We start from the raw sequence: 17064 nt of genomic DNA on the forward strand, positions 1-17064 counted from the left end.
TATATATCAGTAATGCTTGCCAGTGTGTCAGTGAACGTAATCGTTGTTGCGGGTGCAAAAGTACTGAGTCTTTACCGTTAATCAATACTTTACAACATACTTTTTTTAATCTTTTTTCTATCTTGGTTTTAACAGACTGAAAAACAATATTATTACAGTTGATCGAAATTTGCTGTTTTGTACGTTTGTAAGAAAAAAGTATTTATTGTTATGAGGGTATCTAGATTTTTGCTAGAGTTATACCTGGATAATGGTGCTATTAATAGGTATGGGCACGTAGATCATGTGTGTTTTGACGAATTAATGGTTTTAAAGATTATGTATGTGCTGTGTTTGGGTTAATCGAAATGTCTTATCCTATTGTATCCATATATTGTAGCTAAGTATTGACGTAGATTGTTCTGACTGATTGTGATTGTAGTTCAGATAATCGTGGAGTGGACACAATTCGAGAAGGTTTTGTGATTTGAGTAAGTTGGCACGCTAATTAAACGGATTTTTGCAGATTTATTGTTTTAGCTGATACAATTGTACTGTCTTTGGCTTAATAGCGATGCATTGTCCTATATATAGGTGTTATAACTATTGATTGTCTTGGATTGTTCTGTCTGATTATGATTACGGAGCAGGTGATTATATATTTAGCACATATCGAGTAGGTTTTCTAGCAGGAGTAAATTGGCTCGCAGATTAAACGATTTTTTGCACATTAGTGGTTCATATTGCGCTTATTGGTTTCTGTTGTATACAGTATCGAAACCTTACACTATATAATGTATGTTTACGCTTTTAAACAAATCTTGATTTGGAATATTGTAGACAGCAAATAGAAGATATTGTTATAACATACTGTTATCTCCTATTTATAAGGTAGTCTTTTTGAAGATTTATTCATGATACGCAAACACACTCCTATCTTATTTATTTACTCATACAAAACTGTCTTCTATATTAAAGTAGCTTATTAATACAATTTTAGCCGCTGGTACAATCATTTAATTATGTATTATGAAAAAGATGTATCTAGAACCACCACTACCCTAGCCCTGATAGTAGTGGAAATCCTTTTATGGGAATTCTTTTTCCCATAAAAGATTGAAACGAATAGCAGGAATAAGCTCCTAAAAAAAATTACTTTGCCTTTGGATAACTATTTTGACTTTGTACATTAATCAAAAACTTGCAGTGGTAACTGACTTAGATTTTACTGCTCTTAATTAGATAATTGTAAATCCACGTTAGTGTAAATGAGGGTATAAAATCAGTAAATGGGAACAACTCCTCTAGGAAAGTGATGACACCTCCAATTTTACCAACCTTGCCCTTGTACATTGTTGTCATTAAATATCCAGCAATAGGTGCCCAAACTACATCTGAGAATTCACCCAATAAAGGAATTGTAAATGACAACATACCGATCGCGTCGAATATAATTCCTAATATAAGATTACGTGTCTTGCTTTTGGCTTCAATGGATTGTACTTGATCGATCATGATTGTACTGTTTTAACATTAAGAAACAAATCTAATGCCAAAGGCTCCTACTTTAACAATTCTTGAAAGACTTTGTGCAACTTGTCTATTTTTGGGGTAATGACGTAAGAACAGTACCCTTGCAATTTGTTTTGATTGTAATAATTTTGATGATACTCCTCGGCTTCATAAAATTTAGACACAGCTGACAATTTGGTTACAATAGGCTTATCAAAAACCTTTTCTTGTGTAAGCAAATCCATATAGGCCTGAGATAACTCTTTTTGAAACTGACTATGATAAAAAATTTCAGATCGATATTGCGTACCAATGTCATTGCCTTGACGGTTCAATGTTGTAGGATCGTGTGTAGCGAAAAACAACTCTAAGAGTGTTCCAAATGAAATTACATTAGAATCGAAAGTGATTCTTATCGCTTCTGCGTGCCCAGTGTCCCCTTTACAAATTGCTGCATAGGAAGGATTTTCGACCTCACCGCCTATATAACCTGACACTACACTATGTACTCCTTTTAGCTCTAAAAAAACAGCCTCGGTACACCAAAAACATCCTCCTGCAAAAGTTGCAACTTCTAATCCTTCTTGTAATTCCATATTATATGCGTTTTCATTATTAAAGGTCAAGATTTCTACTTCCTGTGTACTAATCCTAAACCTCAACCAAATTTACAGTTTTATGTCACTAACAAAGGAATTCATTAACTAAAATTTATAGGTTGTCACAAGAAAAACATATAAATAATCAGTAAAAACTTTGTTTCTTTGTAAAAATAGTAAAAATGATTCAAGCAAAAAATATACATAAATTTTACGACCAACTTCAAGTTTTAAAAGGGGTTGACCTGCATATCAAAGCAGGAGAAATTGTATCGATTGTTGGCGCATCGGGTGCAGGAAAAACAACTTTACTGCAAATTCTAGGCACATTAGACAAACCTAGCACAGTTGAAGGTATCGAATTAAAAATAAACGGTGAAGACATATTATCGATGAATGATAAAACTTTATCAAAATTTAGAAACTTAAATTTGGGTTTTATTTTTCAGTTCCACCAACTACTACCCGAATTTACGGCGTTAGAAAATGTATGTATTCCTGCCTTCATAGCTAACAAACCCAAACAGGAAACTGAAACGGAAGCAAAAAAGTTATTAGAATATTTAGGACTATCTCACCGTATTAACCACAAACCAAATGAACTTTCGGGCGGAGAACAGCAGCGTGTGGCTGTTGCTCGAGCTTTGATCAATAAACCCGCAATTATTTTTGCTGATGAACCATCAGGGAATCTAGACACGGCATCTGCTGAAAATTTACACCAACTCTTTTTTAAATTGAGAGATGAGTTGGGGCAAACTTTTGTTATCGTGACTCATAACGAGGACTTAGCAAACATGGCCGACAGAAAGCTGGTAATGGTCGATGGTTTAGTCAGTAATTAGTAGCTATTTCTAGCTATCCACTTTATCTTTTTTAGATTTAACCTACTTCCGATTCCGTAAACAAGGCTAATCTAAAAAAGGATGCCGCTCCTATCTGGGCTAAATAAAGTACAGAACACACTACTACAAAACCAAAGAAACTTAGCCTTTAACGATGACCCAACCCGAACTCAAAGATTTTTTAGATCAAAAAGTACAGCAATACAATACCTTAGATTTTATCGAAAGTGATCCTGTACAAATTCCGCATCTTTTCACTCAAAAAGAAGATGTTGAAATCTCAGGATTTCTAAGCGCTACAATAGCATGGGGAAACCGTACGATGATTATAAGAAACTCTAAAAAAATGATTGACCTCATGGGAAACGCTCCCTATGATTTTGTCATGTCACATACTGATACTCAACTGGAACAACTAGACAACTTTGTGCACCGAACCTTTAACGGTGTAGATTATGTTCAGTTTATCAAATCTCTCAAGCACATTTATAAAGTTCACGGCGGACTAGAAGCAGCTTTTGCAAAAAATCAAGAACGAGATTCGATGCAAAGAAGCATATCAGAATTTAAAAAAATGTTTTTTGAAGTTCCGCATTTACAGCGAACTCAAAAACATGTATCCGATCCTTTAAACAATTCAGCAGCCAAGCGTATCAACATGTATCTCCGATGGATGGTTAGGAATGATAAAAAAGGAGTTGATTTAGGAATTTGGGATAGTATTCCTCCTGCGGCACTCTCCTGCCCCTTAGATGTTCACTCTGGAAATGTCGCCCGTAAACTTGGTTTATTAACTCGTAAGCAAAATGACGCTAAAGCATTAGCTGAATTGGATTCAAAATTAAGGGAGTTAGATCCCCAAGATCCTGTAAAATATGATTTTGCATTGTTTGGCCTGGGAGTATTTGAAGGATTTTAGCTCTGATATTAGTTGTTAAACGAAGGTTAGCAAGGTACTATTTAAGTGATTTAACTATTTTAACGTACCTTTGCACAAAATTTACGTTTTATGGCTACTTTCGAGCAATTTAATCTTCCCAAATCAGTACAAAAAGCAATTGATGATTTAGGATTTACAACTCCAACTCCTATTCAGGAAAAATCATTTTCAGTAATTATGTCTGGTAGAGATATGATGGGTATTGCACAAACTGGAACAGGAAAAACTTTTGCTTACTTATTGCCGCTATTAAAGCTTTATAAATTTACTCCCGGTCACACCCCTAAATTAGTAATACTTGTCCCAACACGTGAACTAGTTGTTCAAGTGGTGGAAGAAGTTGAAAAATTGACCAAATACATGTCAGTTCGTACGGTAGGAATTTTTGGAGGAGTAAATATCAATACTCAAAAAACAATAGTCTATACTGGTTGTGATATTCTAGTAGGAACGCCAGGAAGAATAATGGATTTGACATTAGACAATGTTATTCGTTTTGAAGAAATGCAAAAACTTGTTATAGATGAGTTTGATGAAATGCTTAACTTAGGTTTTAGAACCCAATTGACATCAATTTTGGCTATGATGCCTAAAAGACGTCAAAATATTCTTTTCTCAGCAACAATGACAGATGAAGTCGATGCTATATTAAATGATTACTTTGATTACCCTGAAGAAGTAACATTATCTGCATCAGGAACACCATTAGAAAACATAAAGCAAATCACTTACAATGTTCCAAATTTCAATACCAAAGTAAATCTTTTAAAACATTTGCTAAAGACGAACGAGGACATGAGTCGTGTGTTGGTTTTTGTGAATAATAAAAAAATCTCTGATATGCTACATGACCGCATTGAGGAAGATTTTGAAGATCAATTTGGAGTTATACATTCTAACAAGTCTCAAAACTATCGATTGAGTACAATGGCTTCTTTTCAAGAAGGAAATCTTAGAGGGTTGATTACTACAGATATTATGGCAAGGGGTTTAGACATCTCTAACATTACCCACGTTATTAACTTTGAAATGCCTGAAGTTGGAGAATTGTACATGCACCGAATCGGTAGAACAGGACGCGCCGATGCGACTGGAACTGCAGTTAGTTTTATTACACCTAGAGAAGAAGAAGCTAAGGTTGAAGTTGAAGTGTTAATGAACATGGAACTGGAAATAGAAGCTTTCCCAGCAGAGGTAGAAGTCTCAGATAAGCTTATAGAACCTGAGAAAGACAGGCAGGCTGTTAAGTTTTTAATGAAGAAGAAAAAACTAGATGGTGATGGTGCGTTCCATGAAAAGTCTAAAAAGAATAAAAAAGTAAATTTAGGTGGACCTGGTGTCACCAAGAAAAAAACACATGGTTCTGTTAATAGAAACATGCTAAAAACTAGGGATAAGAAAAGAAAAGATAAGAATAAATAAAAAAGCAAAAACGCGATAAATTAAAATTTATCGCGTTTTTTTAAGCGCAAAAGTTTACTTATTAGGCGTGAATATTAAACAAACAGGTGCACAGAGTTCAATTCGTTTTCCTGTATCTGTTAAACCTCCTGAAACTTTATCTCGTTTAAATATGACTATTTCATTCGAATGTTGATGGCCCACCAATAAAAAGTTTCCAGTTGGATCAATCACAAAATTTCTCGGACCTTTACCTAATGTACTTTCAACACCGATTTGCTCAAGTAATCCATTTTTAAGAATTTTGAAAATAGTAATTGTATTAGCCTCTCCCCTATTTGTTGCATATAAAAATAAACCATCAGGAGATAGGTGAATATCTGCTGCGCCAACGATTCCTTTAAAATCATGAGCAAGGATTGAAGTTTCTTGGATCTTAACTAGTTTACCTTTGGCGTAAGTAAAAACAGTTAAACCACCATCTAATTCCTGAAGGAGATAAATATACTTCCCATTTTTACTGAAGGTTAAATGTCTTGGACCACTCCCTGGCTTAACAGCAACACTATCTGAACTAGCGAGAATATTATCCTGTGCATTAGGGTTGTATTTATAAATATAAATCTTATCAATTCCTAAATCATTTGCTAAAACGTATTTTTTATCACGTGAAAAGTGAACCATGTGAGCATGTGGCTTTTCTTGTCGTCTCTTATTAATGCTACTCCCTTTATGAGTAACAACTTGTTTGGCGGATGTAATACTTCCATCTTTATTTTTTCCAAAAACTGCGATATTGCCCCCCGAATAATTTGAAACAATTACATTTTTAGAGTCGTCAATGATAAAGCAGGGATCAGCACCTTGCGAAGTCTCTTTATTTATAAAATCTATGGACCCTGATATAGGTGAGTAGGCAAAAGAACTAACTGTACTTTCTTTCCCGTTTTCATTAACGGAATAAACAAAATTATTCTCTTTTGAAACCGTTAAATAGCTCGGATTAACGACATCATTGGTAGCATTTTTAAATTCAAAATCCGCATTCTTTGAGTCAAAATCATAAATATAGATTCCTCTACTATCACACTTATTGGTATAAGTTCCCACTAGTAAATTGAAATTTGTTTTTTGTGCTTGCGCAGATAAGAGTAGGAAGGTGATTCCTATTGTTAACCCAATTTTTTTCATATGTGATAATTTAATACAAGCTAAGATAGATAATAAAAAGAAGCCAATTGAATTCTTTCCTAAATTTGATGCTGTAACACGCATCAAGTTTGGTACAAAAAAAGTAGTATCAAAATAATAGAAAATTGAGAAGTAACAACTGTTACAAATTTGTATTTTTGACTGAAATAATAAATTAACTTCATTGAATAAAATTCAGTGACGCCAACCTAACTAACGAATGCATTTTAAATATCCCGAAATCCTTTACTTTCTATTCCTTTTGATTGTACCTATTTTGGTTCATTTGTTTCAATTTCGCCGTTTCAAAAAGGAGTATTTCACCAATGTACAATTCTTAAAAGTACTTAGCGTACAAACTCGAAAAAGTGCAACATTGAAAAAATGGTTGTTACTGGCCACTCGTTTGCTGTTATTAACAAGCATAATAATTGCGTTTGCCCAACCTTTTTTTCCGGCGAAAGACAGTGTTTCTAGTTCAAATGAAATGTATATTATTTTAGATAACTCTTATAGTATGCAGGCCAAAGGTCAAAAAGGAGAAATATTACGCCGTGCCGTTCAAGAATTACTAGAAGATACGCCCGAGGACACTCGTTTTTCGCTACTTACTAGTTCTGAAAGTTATTGGAATACCGATATAAAATCAATTCAAAGTGCTTTGCAGAATATTAAATATAGTGCCATCCCTTTCCAACTTGATAATTTAATCACCAAGGTCAATGCGCACCAATCTGCTCATAACAAAGATATTATTATCATCACAGATGGTGTCGGGTTACAGAAAAAGCAAGTTCAAACTATTGGCAAAAATGATAAGGCCTATTTTATTATTCCTAAAGCGGAACAAAAAAATAACGTTTCAGTAGATAGTGTCTATATAAAAGAAACTACAACTGACTTTTATGAAATAGGTGTTGATTTATCTAGCTATGGTGATGATGTAAAACCAGTACCAGTAGCCATATACAACAATAATAAACTTATTGCTAAAACCATAGCAACAGTAGAAGGAGCAAAAAAAAGTTTAAAATTCACTATTCCCAAACAAGTTTTTCATGGATACATTTCGATAACCGATAATGGCTTGGCCTATGACAACAATTTATATTTTAGCATTTCAAAAATAAAAAAAATAAATGTACTAGCTATTGGCGATGCGGAAGCTAATCGTTTTTTGAGTCGCATTTATACAAATGACGAATTTAATTACACGAGTACCACCATTTCTAATTTAGACTACAACATTTTAGAAAAACAAGATGTGATAGTTTTAAACGAGTTAGAGATTTTACCGCAAGCATTGCAAACTACATTAAAATCAGTTGTAGAAAAGGGTGGCAACCTGGTTTTAATACCCTCTTTGTCAGCTAACACACCAAATCTTACCAGCTTTTTGAATAATTTTGGTTCAATTCAAATTGGTAGATTTGAAATTGTAGACAAATTAGTATCTAAAATAAACTTTAGTCATCCTTTATATGCGTCAGTATTTGAAAATAAGGTAAGTAATTTCCAATACCCTTCGACATCTGGCTCTTTTACCATTAAAACGAAAAATCCTGCTGCGTTGTATTACGACGACCAATCAGATTTTTTAACATCATTAACTGCTTTTGGTAGTAATGTGTACGTTTTTGCCGCACCGTTGAATCTTACTAACTCTAATTTCCAAAAGTCTCCACTCATTGTACCTACTTTTTATAAAATGGGATTGAATGATGGAAAAAACGGTATAAGTTCAGTTACCATAGGTTCAAGCATTCCACATATTGTTGATGTCCAACTTAGCAAGGATGCTATTTTAGAAGTGAGAAACAAAATAGAACAGTTTATTCCCATTCAGCAGATCATGAATAATAGAGTCAAATTAACTTTTGGTGATTATCCTGCTGAGCCGGGTAATTTTGAAATTTATAACAAGCAACAGTGGATAGACAATATTAGTTTCAATACTAGTAGAACAGAAAGTAATTTGGCCGAAGCCAATAATAAAAACTGGTCTGACTACAAATCAATCGACTCTGTAAAAACTGTTTTCGATGACTTACAAAGCGAGCGATCAGACAATCAACTTTGGAAATGGTTTGTTACCTTTGCGTTGTTGTTGTTACTTGCAGAAATGGCAATCATAAAATTTATAAAATAAATAGTAGCTATCCTATGAATATAATCCTCCGAAGCGCGAAAGTAATAAGTTCTCAAAGTCCTTTTCACAATAAAACCGTTGATATTCTTATTGCAAATGGTTTGATAAAAAAAATAGCTGCATCGATTACCAATGAAGAGAAAATAGAAGAAATAACACTAGAAAACCTTCATGTTTCCGAAGGTTGGTTTGATAGCAGCGTTTCGCTAGGTGAACCAGGTTTTGAAGACAGAGAAACTATTGCCAATGGTTTACTAGTTGCGGCTAAAAGTGGGTTTAGCGCTATAGCCTTGCAGCCTAACTCCTTCCCCGTTATTGATAATCAATCGCAAGTAAATTTTGTTCGAAATAAGTCTCTGGGCTTTGCAACTCAATTGTACCCAATTGGCACATTGACAAAGGAAGCTGCAGGGCATGATATGGCAGAATTGTTCGATATGACTAAAGCGGGAGCAATAGCATTTGGTGATTATAATAAAAGCATAGCTAATGCTAACCTCTTAAAAATAGCTTTGCAGTATGTTCAAGATTTTGATAGTCTAGTTATTACTTTTCCGCAAGATGAAAAAATAAGGGGGAATGGTGTAGCAAATGAAGGAATTGTTTCTACTGGATTAGGTCTTAAAGGAATCCCTAATCTTGCTGAAGAATTACAAATTGCTCGAAATTTATTTTTATTAGAGTACACTGGAGGAAAATTACATATTCCAACTATCTCGACTGCTAAAAGCGTTGCCTTAATAAAAGAGGCTAAAGCAAAAGGTTTAAATGTTTCGTGCAGCGTATCTGTACACCATCTTGCGCTTACAGATGAAAAATTAGAAGGTTTTGACACTCGCTTTAAAGTGGCTCCTCCCTTACGAACAGAAGTTGACAGGCAAGCATTATTGGAAGGTATTCTTGATGACACAATAGACATGATAACATCAGATCATAACCCAATAGATATCGAACATAAAAAAATGGAGTTTGACATGGCCAAAAATGGAACCATCGGGTTAGAAAGTGCTTTTGGGGTTTTGATGACGATTTTACCACTTGAAAAAATAATCGAAAAATTAACAGTGGGAAAAGAAGTTTTTAAAATAGAAAGAGATATTATTCAGGAAGGCAGCAAAGTAAATATGACATTATTTTCTCCGGAAGGCAGTGGTGTTTTCACCAAAGCATCCATTTTATCAAAATCTAAAAACTCCGCTTTTTTAGGTCAAAAAACTAGTGGAAAAGTATATGGTGTAATTAATCAAGGTAAAATAACTTTAGCATAAAAATGGACAAAAAAACAATCGACGAAGGTAAAACAGCAGCTATCACCTGTTATATATTAGGAATAGGAGTATTTATAGCAATGTCTATGAATGCTGATGACAAAAATAAGTTTGCTTCTTTTCACATTCGTCAAGGACTAGGAATTACAATCACTTTTATTTCATTAGGATTAATAATTAGTAATTTCGATAGCTTAATGATATCTGCACCAATGTGGATCTTCGTATCGATACTGTGGTCTTACGGCATTTTTAGCGCCATTAATGGATCAACAAAACCAATGCCTCTTTTAGGTAATTACTTTCAAAGATGGTTTTCTAGTATTGGATAACCATAAACTACATTTTTACTTTAAAAAACTTACATGAGCAATTTAGCATTCGAATACCAGATTAGAGAACCTAAAATAAAATTAGATAAAAATCCGCTATTACTTTTACTACACGGGTACGGTAGTAATGAAGCCGATCTATTTTCATTCGCAGAGGAATTACCCGATAATTATTATGTGATTTCTGCAAGAGCCCCTTACGACTTGCAATATGGCAGCTATGCTTGGTATGCTATCAACTTTGACGCAAATCAAAATAAATTTTCTGACAATAATCAAGCTATTCAATCAAGAGATGCAATTGTAGCGTTTATAGATGAGTTAATAGCAACATATCCAATTGATGCAGGAAACATAAACCTATTAGGTTTTAGTCAAGGTTCAATTTTAAGTCTTGCTGTAGCGCTATCCTATCCGCAAAAAGTTCAAAAGGTGATTGGTTTAAGCGGCTATCTGAATGAAGACATCTTGAAGGAAGGATATCAAAATAATGATTTTTCAAATCTTAAAATCTTCACTTCACACGGTACTGTAGATCAAGTAATTCCTATTGGTTGGGCTAAGAAAACACAACCCTTTTTAGAACAAATAGGAATTAAATCAGAGTACAAAGAATACCCAATAGGTCACGGTATATCCCCTCAAGTTTTTTATGACTTTAAAAATTGGTTAGCAAATCAGTAAAAAAAAAGGTTCCAAAATAATTTGGAACCTTTCTTTTATTTTTGATACAATAGGGATTGGTTGGTTTCAAATGTGATTGTTTGATCATCATTGACAAAATACTTTAACAAAACTTCACCCCAATATTCACCATCACTGAAATCAGCAATGATCCATCGGTGGTTTAAAACTTTGACCTTATTGATAATAAATTTGTTGGCACCTATCTGATCTTGTCCTACGAAAGGATTTCCCTTTGGGTTAGCATTTAGGTCTAACAGTTTTTCAGTAACAAACGGAATCAATTTTTCATATTGAATTACTTTTTGACTGTTTGCCGTTTCAAAATAATTTTGAGCATTTTCATTGTTCTCCAAGGAAAAATAATTGGCATCATTTAGTTTTGCAGTAATAGAGGTTAAACTGTCTTTTAACCTTTTTGTAGTTTTTTCGAATCTTTTTTGCTCAAATTCTACTTCTTTACTTAAAAACATATAAGTAAAAACATTCATAAGAGCTACTAAAATAAAGGCATACAGGAAAAACGATTTTTTCATTGTTGTTGTTTTATAAAGAAATTTCTAAATTATCATAGGCAAGGAAAACATTCGGCGGTAGTTGTTTCTGTACCTCTTCGTGAAATCCTAACAGGTGACTTATATGCGTTAAATAAGCTTTTTTTGGCTTTACTAATGCAATAAATTCTAGTGCCTCCTCTAGGTTAAAGTGGGTATTGTGCGGTTCTTCTCTAAGGGCATTAATAACCAAAACATCTAATCCCATTAGTTTCTTAATTTCTGCAGAATCAATTGTTTTAACATCTGTTAAGTAAGCAAAATTATCAACTCGATAACCAAAAACCTGAAGATTACCGTGCATTACATTAATAGGGATCGCGATTTTGCTCCCTATTTCAAACGGCACATTATTAACAACCTCAATTGTTTTTACAGATGGTGCACCAGGATACTTGTTGATGGTTTCAAAAACATAATCAAAACGTTTTTTTAAATTATCAATCACCCTTGAATGTGCATATACGGGAATTTCTCCTTGTCTAAAATTAAACGGACGAATATCATCAATACCTGCAGTATGATCAGCATGCTCATGAGTAAAAATAATCCCATCTACTTTCTCGCATTTAGAGGCTAACATTTGCTGTCTAAAATCAGGACCACAATCCACAACAAAAGTATAGTTGTCCCATGAAATCATTATGGAAACACGAAGCCTTTTATCCTTAAAATTCGTGCTCAAACAAACCGGATGCTTACTCCCAATTATAGGAATACCTTGAGATGTACCAGTACCTAAAAAATATACCTTCACTACAATTTATTTTTTTTACAAAAATAGGATTAATTCTCTTTCATTAGAAACCTATTTAATTAACTTTGTAACATATTACCCATATTTAAAGAAAAATGGATACTGAAATAAAATTAAAAGGTGACAAAGTCATCAATCAAATACCTTCGATCAAAGATAAAGCACTCCGTATCAATCTAAATGATAATATATACGGAACATTTGCTGAAATTGGCGCTGGACAAGAAACGGTGAGGCATTTTTTTAGATCAGGTGGTTCATCTGGTACCATTGCAAAAGCGATGTCAGCATACGACAAAGACTTTAGTGATTCTATTTATGGGATTGAAGAAGACGGTAGATATGTGACTGAAAGTCGTTTGAAGAAAATGATTACTATGGAAGGTCAGTTGATCGAAAAACGTTTAAGCAGAGAAAAACATCCTAATAAAATGTTTTTTAGTTATGCTAATACGGTAGCGACGATCGACTTTGCAAAACAATTTAAAGGACATGGTTGGGTTGGTATTCGTTACCAAATTGAGCCAGACGAAGATTACAACGAAATTATACTACATATCCGTTTTAAGGAAACTGACGCCCGGTTACAGCAAGAAACTTTAGGTATCCTAGGAGTGAACTTAATTTATGGAGCTTATTATAAATACAATGATCCTAAACGATTATTACGTTATTTATACGATCACTTAGATAAGGACCAACTTGAAATTGATACTATCAATTTTTCAGGCCCACGTTTTGCAGATGTAGACAATCGATTGATGAGTTTGCAATTAGTAAAAAACGGAATGACTGATGCTGTCATGTTTGATCCAAACGGAAAAAACATTCTACCAGCTGCTATTTTATACAAAAAAAACATTCTTGCATTAAGGGGAAGTTTTCGTCCTGTTACTAAGGTGAATATGGATATGTATAAAAAGTCACTTGAAATGTTCTTGCAAGAAAGTAAGGTCGAAAAAGAGAATACACTCGTTGTTTTTGAGATTACTCTTTCGAATTTAAGATCAGATGGTGAAATTGACGAACGCGACTTTATGGACAGAGCTGAATTGCTTTGTTCTTTAGGGCAGACGGTCATGATATCGAATTTTCAAGAATATTATAAAGTAGTAGAGTACTTCTCTAATTATACAAAAGCCAGAATGGGATTAGCCATGGGTGTAAATAACCTAGTGGATATTTTTGACGAAAAGTATTACCGTCATTTGAGTGGAGGAATTCTAGAAGCTTTCGGGAAATTATTCTTTAGGGATATGAAAGTTTTCCTGTATCCAATGTTAGATGAAAATGGAGAAATCATTACTTCTGAAAATCTAAAAGTACATCCAAGAATGAAAGAATTATACAAATTCTTTAAATTTAATGGAAAGGTTACAGACATAACTGATTATGATAAAGAAACTTTAGAAGTATTTTCTCGAGAAGTTTTAAAGATGATCAATGAGGGTAAACCAGGATGGGAACAAATGCTACCTATAGGTATTGCTGAGATAATCAAAGAACATTACCTTTTTGGTTATGACCCAAACAAACAATTAAAAGCGATCAATTGATCAAAAGGGCAAATATAAAGTAATATAATAGAGATCCAGTACATTTATGATTTGGCATATTTTAGGCGCTGTAAGTCTGTTTTTTAACATAGTAAAAACAGACAAAATAGTTAGTAATAATTCAGAATTAATTTTAACAAATAAAACTAAATTAGTATCAGACAAAACCAAAATAGCTTCTTCTACCCTAATTTATAAAAATAAAGAAATACTTAATAAACTACTTCTAAAGAAAGATCAGAAATTAGTTCTGGTCGAGCCTACAAGAGATACAATTCATAATGAAAATATAAGCAACTCTTTTAAGGAACTTAGGGAAATTAAGGCAACTCAAAAAATTGATATCATCACTTATCGAATTTTTTTTAATGGCCGTATTGAAAAACATATTCCTAAAGTAGTTGCCGCAGGAAATGAAAATAAGTACAAGTACGAATACATAGCTAAAGAAGGAAAAACTATAAATTTAGGCAGTTTTAAAATTCATAAAACTAAGACCTTTAGAGGTAGTGAAGATGAGTATATGAATTTGATTAATTTAGAGGTTGTACCTAAATTTTTCAAACAAAACAACTATCAGTATCATTTTAATATTGATTCTCGTAGATCATTTGTAAATGAGCAAACGCTAGCCAGTTTTTTTGGAGCAATGCTTGAAGTTAATTACCTCGATATTAGTTGTAATGGCTTTAGCCATAAAGATGGTTCCTCAAAACCAAGTCGAAGCCACATTAATGGCAATAATGGAGATTTTAAGTACCTTAGATCAGACAAGACTTTAGAATGTGGACCTGGAACTAGTTTAAATATTAGCAAAGCGCCCGATTCTCTTGATTATTCGCGACAAAATAAATGGAATGACGCTCTATACAAATTTGGTTGGAAAAAAATGTTAGGCTGGACCTACACCGTAAAAAAAACGACCAAACACTTGCATCATATAACACACAAGACTACAAACCATCATCATCATCTGCATGTGCAAAACTACGAACCTGACTTTAAAGAAATAAAGCAATGAAGAAATTTATCTTTTTTATCTTAATACTAATTGTTTGCTCTTGTAAAAAAGAAGATAGTAAGACGACTGTATTACCAACTGCAACCTCTACTCAAGTCAATACTATTATTTATAGTTCCAAGTCGTTTGCGCCACATTTAAAATTTAATACTGAGTTGAGCGAGTATGAACTGATTAATCTAAAAAATCCCAAGTCCTTTACGGATATAGAACTTAGCTACCCTATTCGTGAGAATGATTTTGAATTTGATAAAACAGAAGATTTCAAATACTACACACCCTTTAGTTTTGATTTTGAAGATGTAGCTTACAAACTAATAGCTTACCATTCCTATGGTGAAAATGACTTGAAGGTAGTAAATATGCAACTAAATAGTTATTTAGAGGGCAAGCAAATCGATGCGTTATTAGTAGATTGTAGATTCACTTTTGAAACGGAATATTACCGTGAATTTACGATTGCGACAGATGGTGTCATTACGATTAAAAAAATAGCGATTGATGGCTTAAACTATAATAATGACGGAGATATCTTGGGAGAAAAAACAGTAAAAGATACTACTGCAGAAACGGTTCGATATAAATTGAGTACGAAAGGTATCTTTGTGAAAATGTAAAGTAACATCAATAATACAAGTCATAAAAAAAAGTTCTAAAGATAATTTAGAACTTTTTTTTATGGCAAAGTTTGCGAGTTATTTTAATATTTGAGCTGCATGCTCTTTAGTTTTTACTTTTTCGATCACCTCATCAATGATTCCATTTTCGTCTATGACAAAAGTCGTTCTATGAATTCCATCATATTCCTTGCCCATAAACTTTTTAGGCCCCCAAACACCAAAGGCTTCGATTACTGATCTGTCTTCATCAGCTAGTAAAGGAAATGGGAAATTATATTTTTCTTTAAATTTAGCTTGTTTTGCAGCAGCATCAGCACTTACGCCTAATAGAGCATAATTATTCGCTTCAAAACGCTCAAAATTATCTCTTAAATCACAAGCCTCGGCAGTACAGCCTGGCGTACTTGCCTTTGGATAAAAGAAAACTACTAGTTTTTTCCCTTTGTAATCAGCTAAATTATGTGAGTTGCCGTCTTGATCTAAGGCTGAGAATGCTGGAGCGTGATCTCCTTTTTTTAATGTTGTCATAGTGGTATATTTTGGAATATGGTTTATTACAATTGATTTATGATTTAGCGACTATTTCCGGCCCCAGATGGTCGAGAAAAGCCCGGACTTGAAAAACTATTTTTTTCTTGTTAAAAAAGAGCAACCCTAGGAAGCTCCTTTTTTGACTTTAGAAAAAAAGATTTTCAAGGAGGACTTGTAACAGACAGCTGGATTAGGCGCATGATAAAAATTATAGTATTTTTACGAGATATAAAATTACAAAAATGACTAAGCAAGAACGGGTAACGTTTGTTATAAATACGTTAAAAGAATTATATCCTACTATTCCAATTCCGTTAGACCACAAAGACCCATATACTCTGCTGATTGCTGTTTTACTATCAGCCCAATGCACTGATGTGCGCGTAAACCAGATTACACCGCTATTATTTGCGAAGGCTGATAATCCGTACGATATGATTAAAATGACGGTTGAAGAAATAAAGGAAATTATTCGTCCTTGCGGATTATCACCAATGAAATCAAAAGGTATTCATGGCTTGTCCCATATTTTAATTGATAAACATGATGGTAAAGTACCTCAAAGTTTTGAATTCCTTGAGGAATTGCCTGCTGTGGGGCATAAAACTGCTAGCGTAGTAATGTCGCAAGCTTTTGGTGTACCAGCGTTTCCTGTTGATACGCATATTCACCGCCTGATGTATCGATGGAATTTGACTAATGGTAAAAATGTGGTACAAACAGAGAAGGATGCCAAGCGTCTTTTTCCAGAGGAAATTTGGAATGACTTGCACCTGCAAATTATTTGGTACGGTCGCGAATACTCTCCTGCTCGTGGCTGGGACTTAGAGAAAGATGTTATTACCCAAACTATCGGTCGTAAATCAGTGATTACAACCGCAGTTAAAAAATAAACTTCCCTTGAATACAATTTTAGGGAAGTTCAGTTAAACTAATTCGCAATTATTTCAAAACTAACTCGATCTGTTTTAATAATGCTTAACGCTTTAGAATAATTTAATAAAAAAGAAACAACTTCTTTTTTAGGTTTCATTGACTTAGGAGACAATGCATTTTTTGAGTAAATTTTTGCCATGTTCAAATAGTTTTCTTTCTACTATGAACGCAACTTATTTGAAAATAGTA

At 33.6% G+C, this 17064-nt stretch carries 18 protein-coding genes; 11 read left to right on the forward strand and 7 right to left on the reverse strand.

Annotated elements, in window-relative coordinates; all coding sequences use genetic code 11:
- Positions 1 to 1197: 1197 nt before the first annotated feature.
- Both H8R22_RS06355 and msrA read right to left on the reverse strand, forming a co-directional pair.
- Positions 1198 to 1494, reverse strand: coding sequence for a hypothetical protein (locus tag H8R22_RS06355; protein WP_187009619.1), 297 nt, complete (start codon positions 1492 to 1494; stop codon positions 1198 to 1200).
- Positions 1495 to 1541: 47 nt separating this feature from the next.
- Positions 1542 to 2087 carry a peptide-methionine (S)-S-oxide reductase MsrA gene (msrA, locus tag H8R22_RS06360; protein ID WP_187009620.1) on the reverse strand — a complete coding sequence of 182 codons (546 nt, stop codon included), beginning with the start codon at positions 2085 to 2087 and terminating at the stop codon, positions 1542 to 1544.
- Positions 2088 to 2272: 185 nt separating this feature from the next.
- Between msrA and H8R22_RS06365 the strand changes: the two genes are divergently transcribed.
- From H8R22_RS06365 to H8R22_RS06375, 3 genes are all read left to right on the forward strand, one after another.
- Entirely contained in the window at positions 2273 to 2935 is a 663-nt protein-coding gene (locus H8R22_RS06365) for an ABC transporter ATP-binding protein (protein WP_187009621.1), read from the forward strand.
- Positions 2936 to 3089: 154 nt separating this feature from the next.
- Positions 3090 to 3854: a TIGR02757 family protein gene (locus tag H8R22_RS06370; protein ID WP_187009622.1), complete on the forward strand. Its 765-nt coding sequence runs from the start codon at positions 3090 to 3092 to the stop codon at positions 3852 to 3854.
- Positions 3855 to 3944: 90 nt separating this feature from the next.
- On the forward strand, positions 3945 to 5297 hold the full coding sequence (locus tag H8R22_RS06375) for a DEAD/DEAH box helicase (RefSeq protein ID WP_187009623.1): 1353 nt from the start codon (positions 3945 to 3947) through the stop codon (positions 5295 to 5297).
- 54 nt (positions 5298 to 5351) lie between these two features.
- On the opposite strand, the gene H8R22_RS06380 is transcribed toward H8R22_RS06375, so the two are convergent.
- Positions 5352 to 6467 carry a lactonase family protein gene (locus tag H8R22_RS06380; RefSeq protein WP_187009624.1) on the reverse strand — a complete coding sequence of 372 codons (1116 nt, stop codon included), beginning with the start codon at positions 6465 to 6467 and terminating at the stop codon, positions 5352 to 5354.
- 220 nt (positions 6468 to 6687) lie between these two features.
- On the opposite strand from H8R22_RS06380, the gene H8R22_RS06385 reads away from it, so the two are divergent.
- The 4 genes from H8R22_RS06385 to H8R22_RS06400 are packed head-to-tail and all read left to right on the forward strand — an operon-like array spanning position 6688 to position 10900.
- Positions 6688 to 8616 carry a vWA domain-containing protein gene (locus H8R22_RS06385; protein ID WP_187009625.1) on the forward strand — a complete coding sequence of 643 codons (1929 nt, stop codon included), beginning with the start codon at positions 6688 to 6690 and terminating at the stop codon, positions 8614 to 8616.
- Between the two features lie 14 nt (positions 8617 to 8630).
- Positions 8631 to 9884, forward strand: a complete 1254-nt coding sequence (locus tag H8R22_RS06390; protein WP_187009626.1) for a dihydroorotase — start codon at positions 8631 to 8633, stop codon at positions 9882 to 9884.
- A 2-nt stretch (positions 9885 to 9886) separates the two neighbouring features.
- On the forward strand, positions 9887 to 10216 hold the full coding sequence (locus H8R22_RS06395; protein WP_187009627.1) for a hypothetical protein: 330 nt from the start codon (positions 9887 to 9889) through the stop codon (positions 10214 to 10216).
- 33 nt (positions 10217 to 10249) lie between these two features.
- Positions 10250 to 10900 carry an alpha/beta hydrolase gene (locus H8R22_RS06400; protein WP_187009628.1) on the forward strand — a complete coding sequence of 217 codons (651 nt, stop codon included), beginning with the start codon at positions 10250 to 10252 and terminating at the stop codon, positions 10898 to 10900.
- Between the two features lie 35 nt (positions 10901 to 10935).
- Here H8R22_RS06400 and H8R22_RS06405 read toward each other — a convergent pair whose 3' ends face one another.
- Both H8R22_RS06405 and H8R22_RS06410 read right to left on the reverse strand, forming a co-directional pair.
- The gene (locus tag H8R22_RS06405) at positions 10936 to 11436 is read right to left on the reverse strand and encodes a hypothetical protein (protein ID WP_187009629.1); all 501 of its coding nucleotides are present in this window, start codon (positions 11434 to 11436) and stop codon (positions 10936 to 10938) included.
- A gap of 10 nt (positions 11437 to 11446) precedes the next feature.
- Positions 11447 to 12211 (reverse strand): MBL fold metallo-hydrolase, encoded by a 765-nt coding sequence (locus H8R22_RS06410; RefSeq protein ID WP_187009630.1) that lies wholly within the window; start codon positions 12209 to 12211, stop codon positions 11447 to 11449.
- A gap of 95 nt (positions 12212 to 12306) precedes the next feature.
- Here H8R22_RS06410 and H8R22_RS06415 point away from each other — a divergent pair, with 95 nt between their 5' ends.
- Genes H8R22_RS06415 through H8R22_RS06425 form a run of 3 tightly spaced genes read left to right on the forward strand, consistent with a single transcriptional unit; the run spans position 12307 to position 15405 of the window.
- Positions 12307 to 13767 (forward strand): TonB-dependent receptor, encoded by a 1461-nt coding sequence (locus tag H8R22_RS06415; RefSeq protein WP_187009631.1) that lies wholly within the window; start codon positions 12307 to 12309, stop codon positions 13765 to 13767.
- Positions 13768 to 13813: 46 nt separating this feature from the next.
- The gene (locus H8R22_RS06420) at positions 13814 to 14788 is read left to right on the forward strand and encodes a hypothetical protein (RefSeq protein ID WP_187009632.1); all 975 of its coding nucleotides are present in this window, start codon (positions 13814 to 13816) and stop codon (positions 14786 to 14788) included.
- Entirely contained in the window at positions 14785 to 15405 is a 621-nt protein-coding gene (locus H8R22_RS06425; RefSeq protein WP_187009633.1) for a hypothetical protein, read from the forward strand. The genes H8R22_RS06420 and H8R22_RS06425 overlap by 4 nt, the downstream gene beginning before the upstream one ends.
- A gap of 78 nt (positions 15406 to 15483) precedes the next feature.
- Here the strand turns inward: H8R22_RS06425 and bcp are convergent, their stop codons facing one another.
- Positions 15484 to 15936 (reverse strand): thioredoxin-dependent thiol peroxidase, encoded by a 453-nt coding sequence (gene bcp / locus H8R22_RS06430; RefSeq protein WP_187009634.1) that lies wholly within the window; start codon positions 15934 to 15936, stop codon positions 15484 to 15486.
- Between the two features lie 245 nt (positions 15937 to 16181).
- Between bcp and H8R22_RS06435 the strand changes: the two genes are divergently transcribed.
- Positions 16182 to 16832 (forward strand): endonuclease III domain-containing protein, encoded by a 651-nt coding sequence (locus H8R22_RS06435; RefSeq protein WP_187009635.1) that lies wholly within the window; start codon positions 16182 to 16184, stop codon positions 16830 to 16832.
- Between the two features lie 38 nt (positions 16833 to 16870).
- Here H8R22_RS06435 and H8R22_RS06440 read toward each other — a convergent pair whose 3' ends face one another.
- On the reverse strand, positions 16871 to 17014 hold the full coding sequence (locus H8R22_RS06440) for a hypothetical protein (protein WP_187009636.1): 144 nt from the start codon (positions 17012 to 17014) through the stop codon (positions 16871 to 16873).
- Positions 17015 to 17064: the final 50 nt, after the last annotated feature.

Source organism: Flavobacterium kayseriense, from assembly GCF_014305095.1.
GTDB classification, from domain to species: domain Bacteria; phylum Bacteroidota; class Bacteroidia; order Flavobacteriales; family Flavobacteriaceae; genus Flavobacterium; species Flavobacterium kayseriense.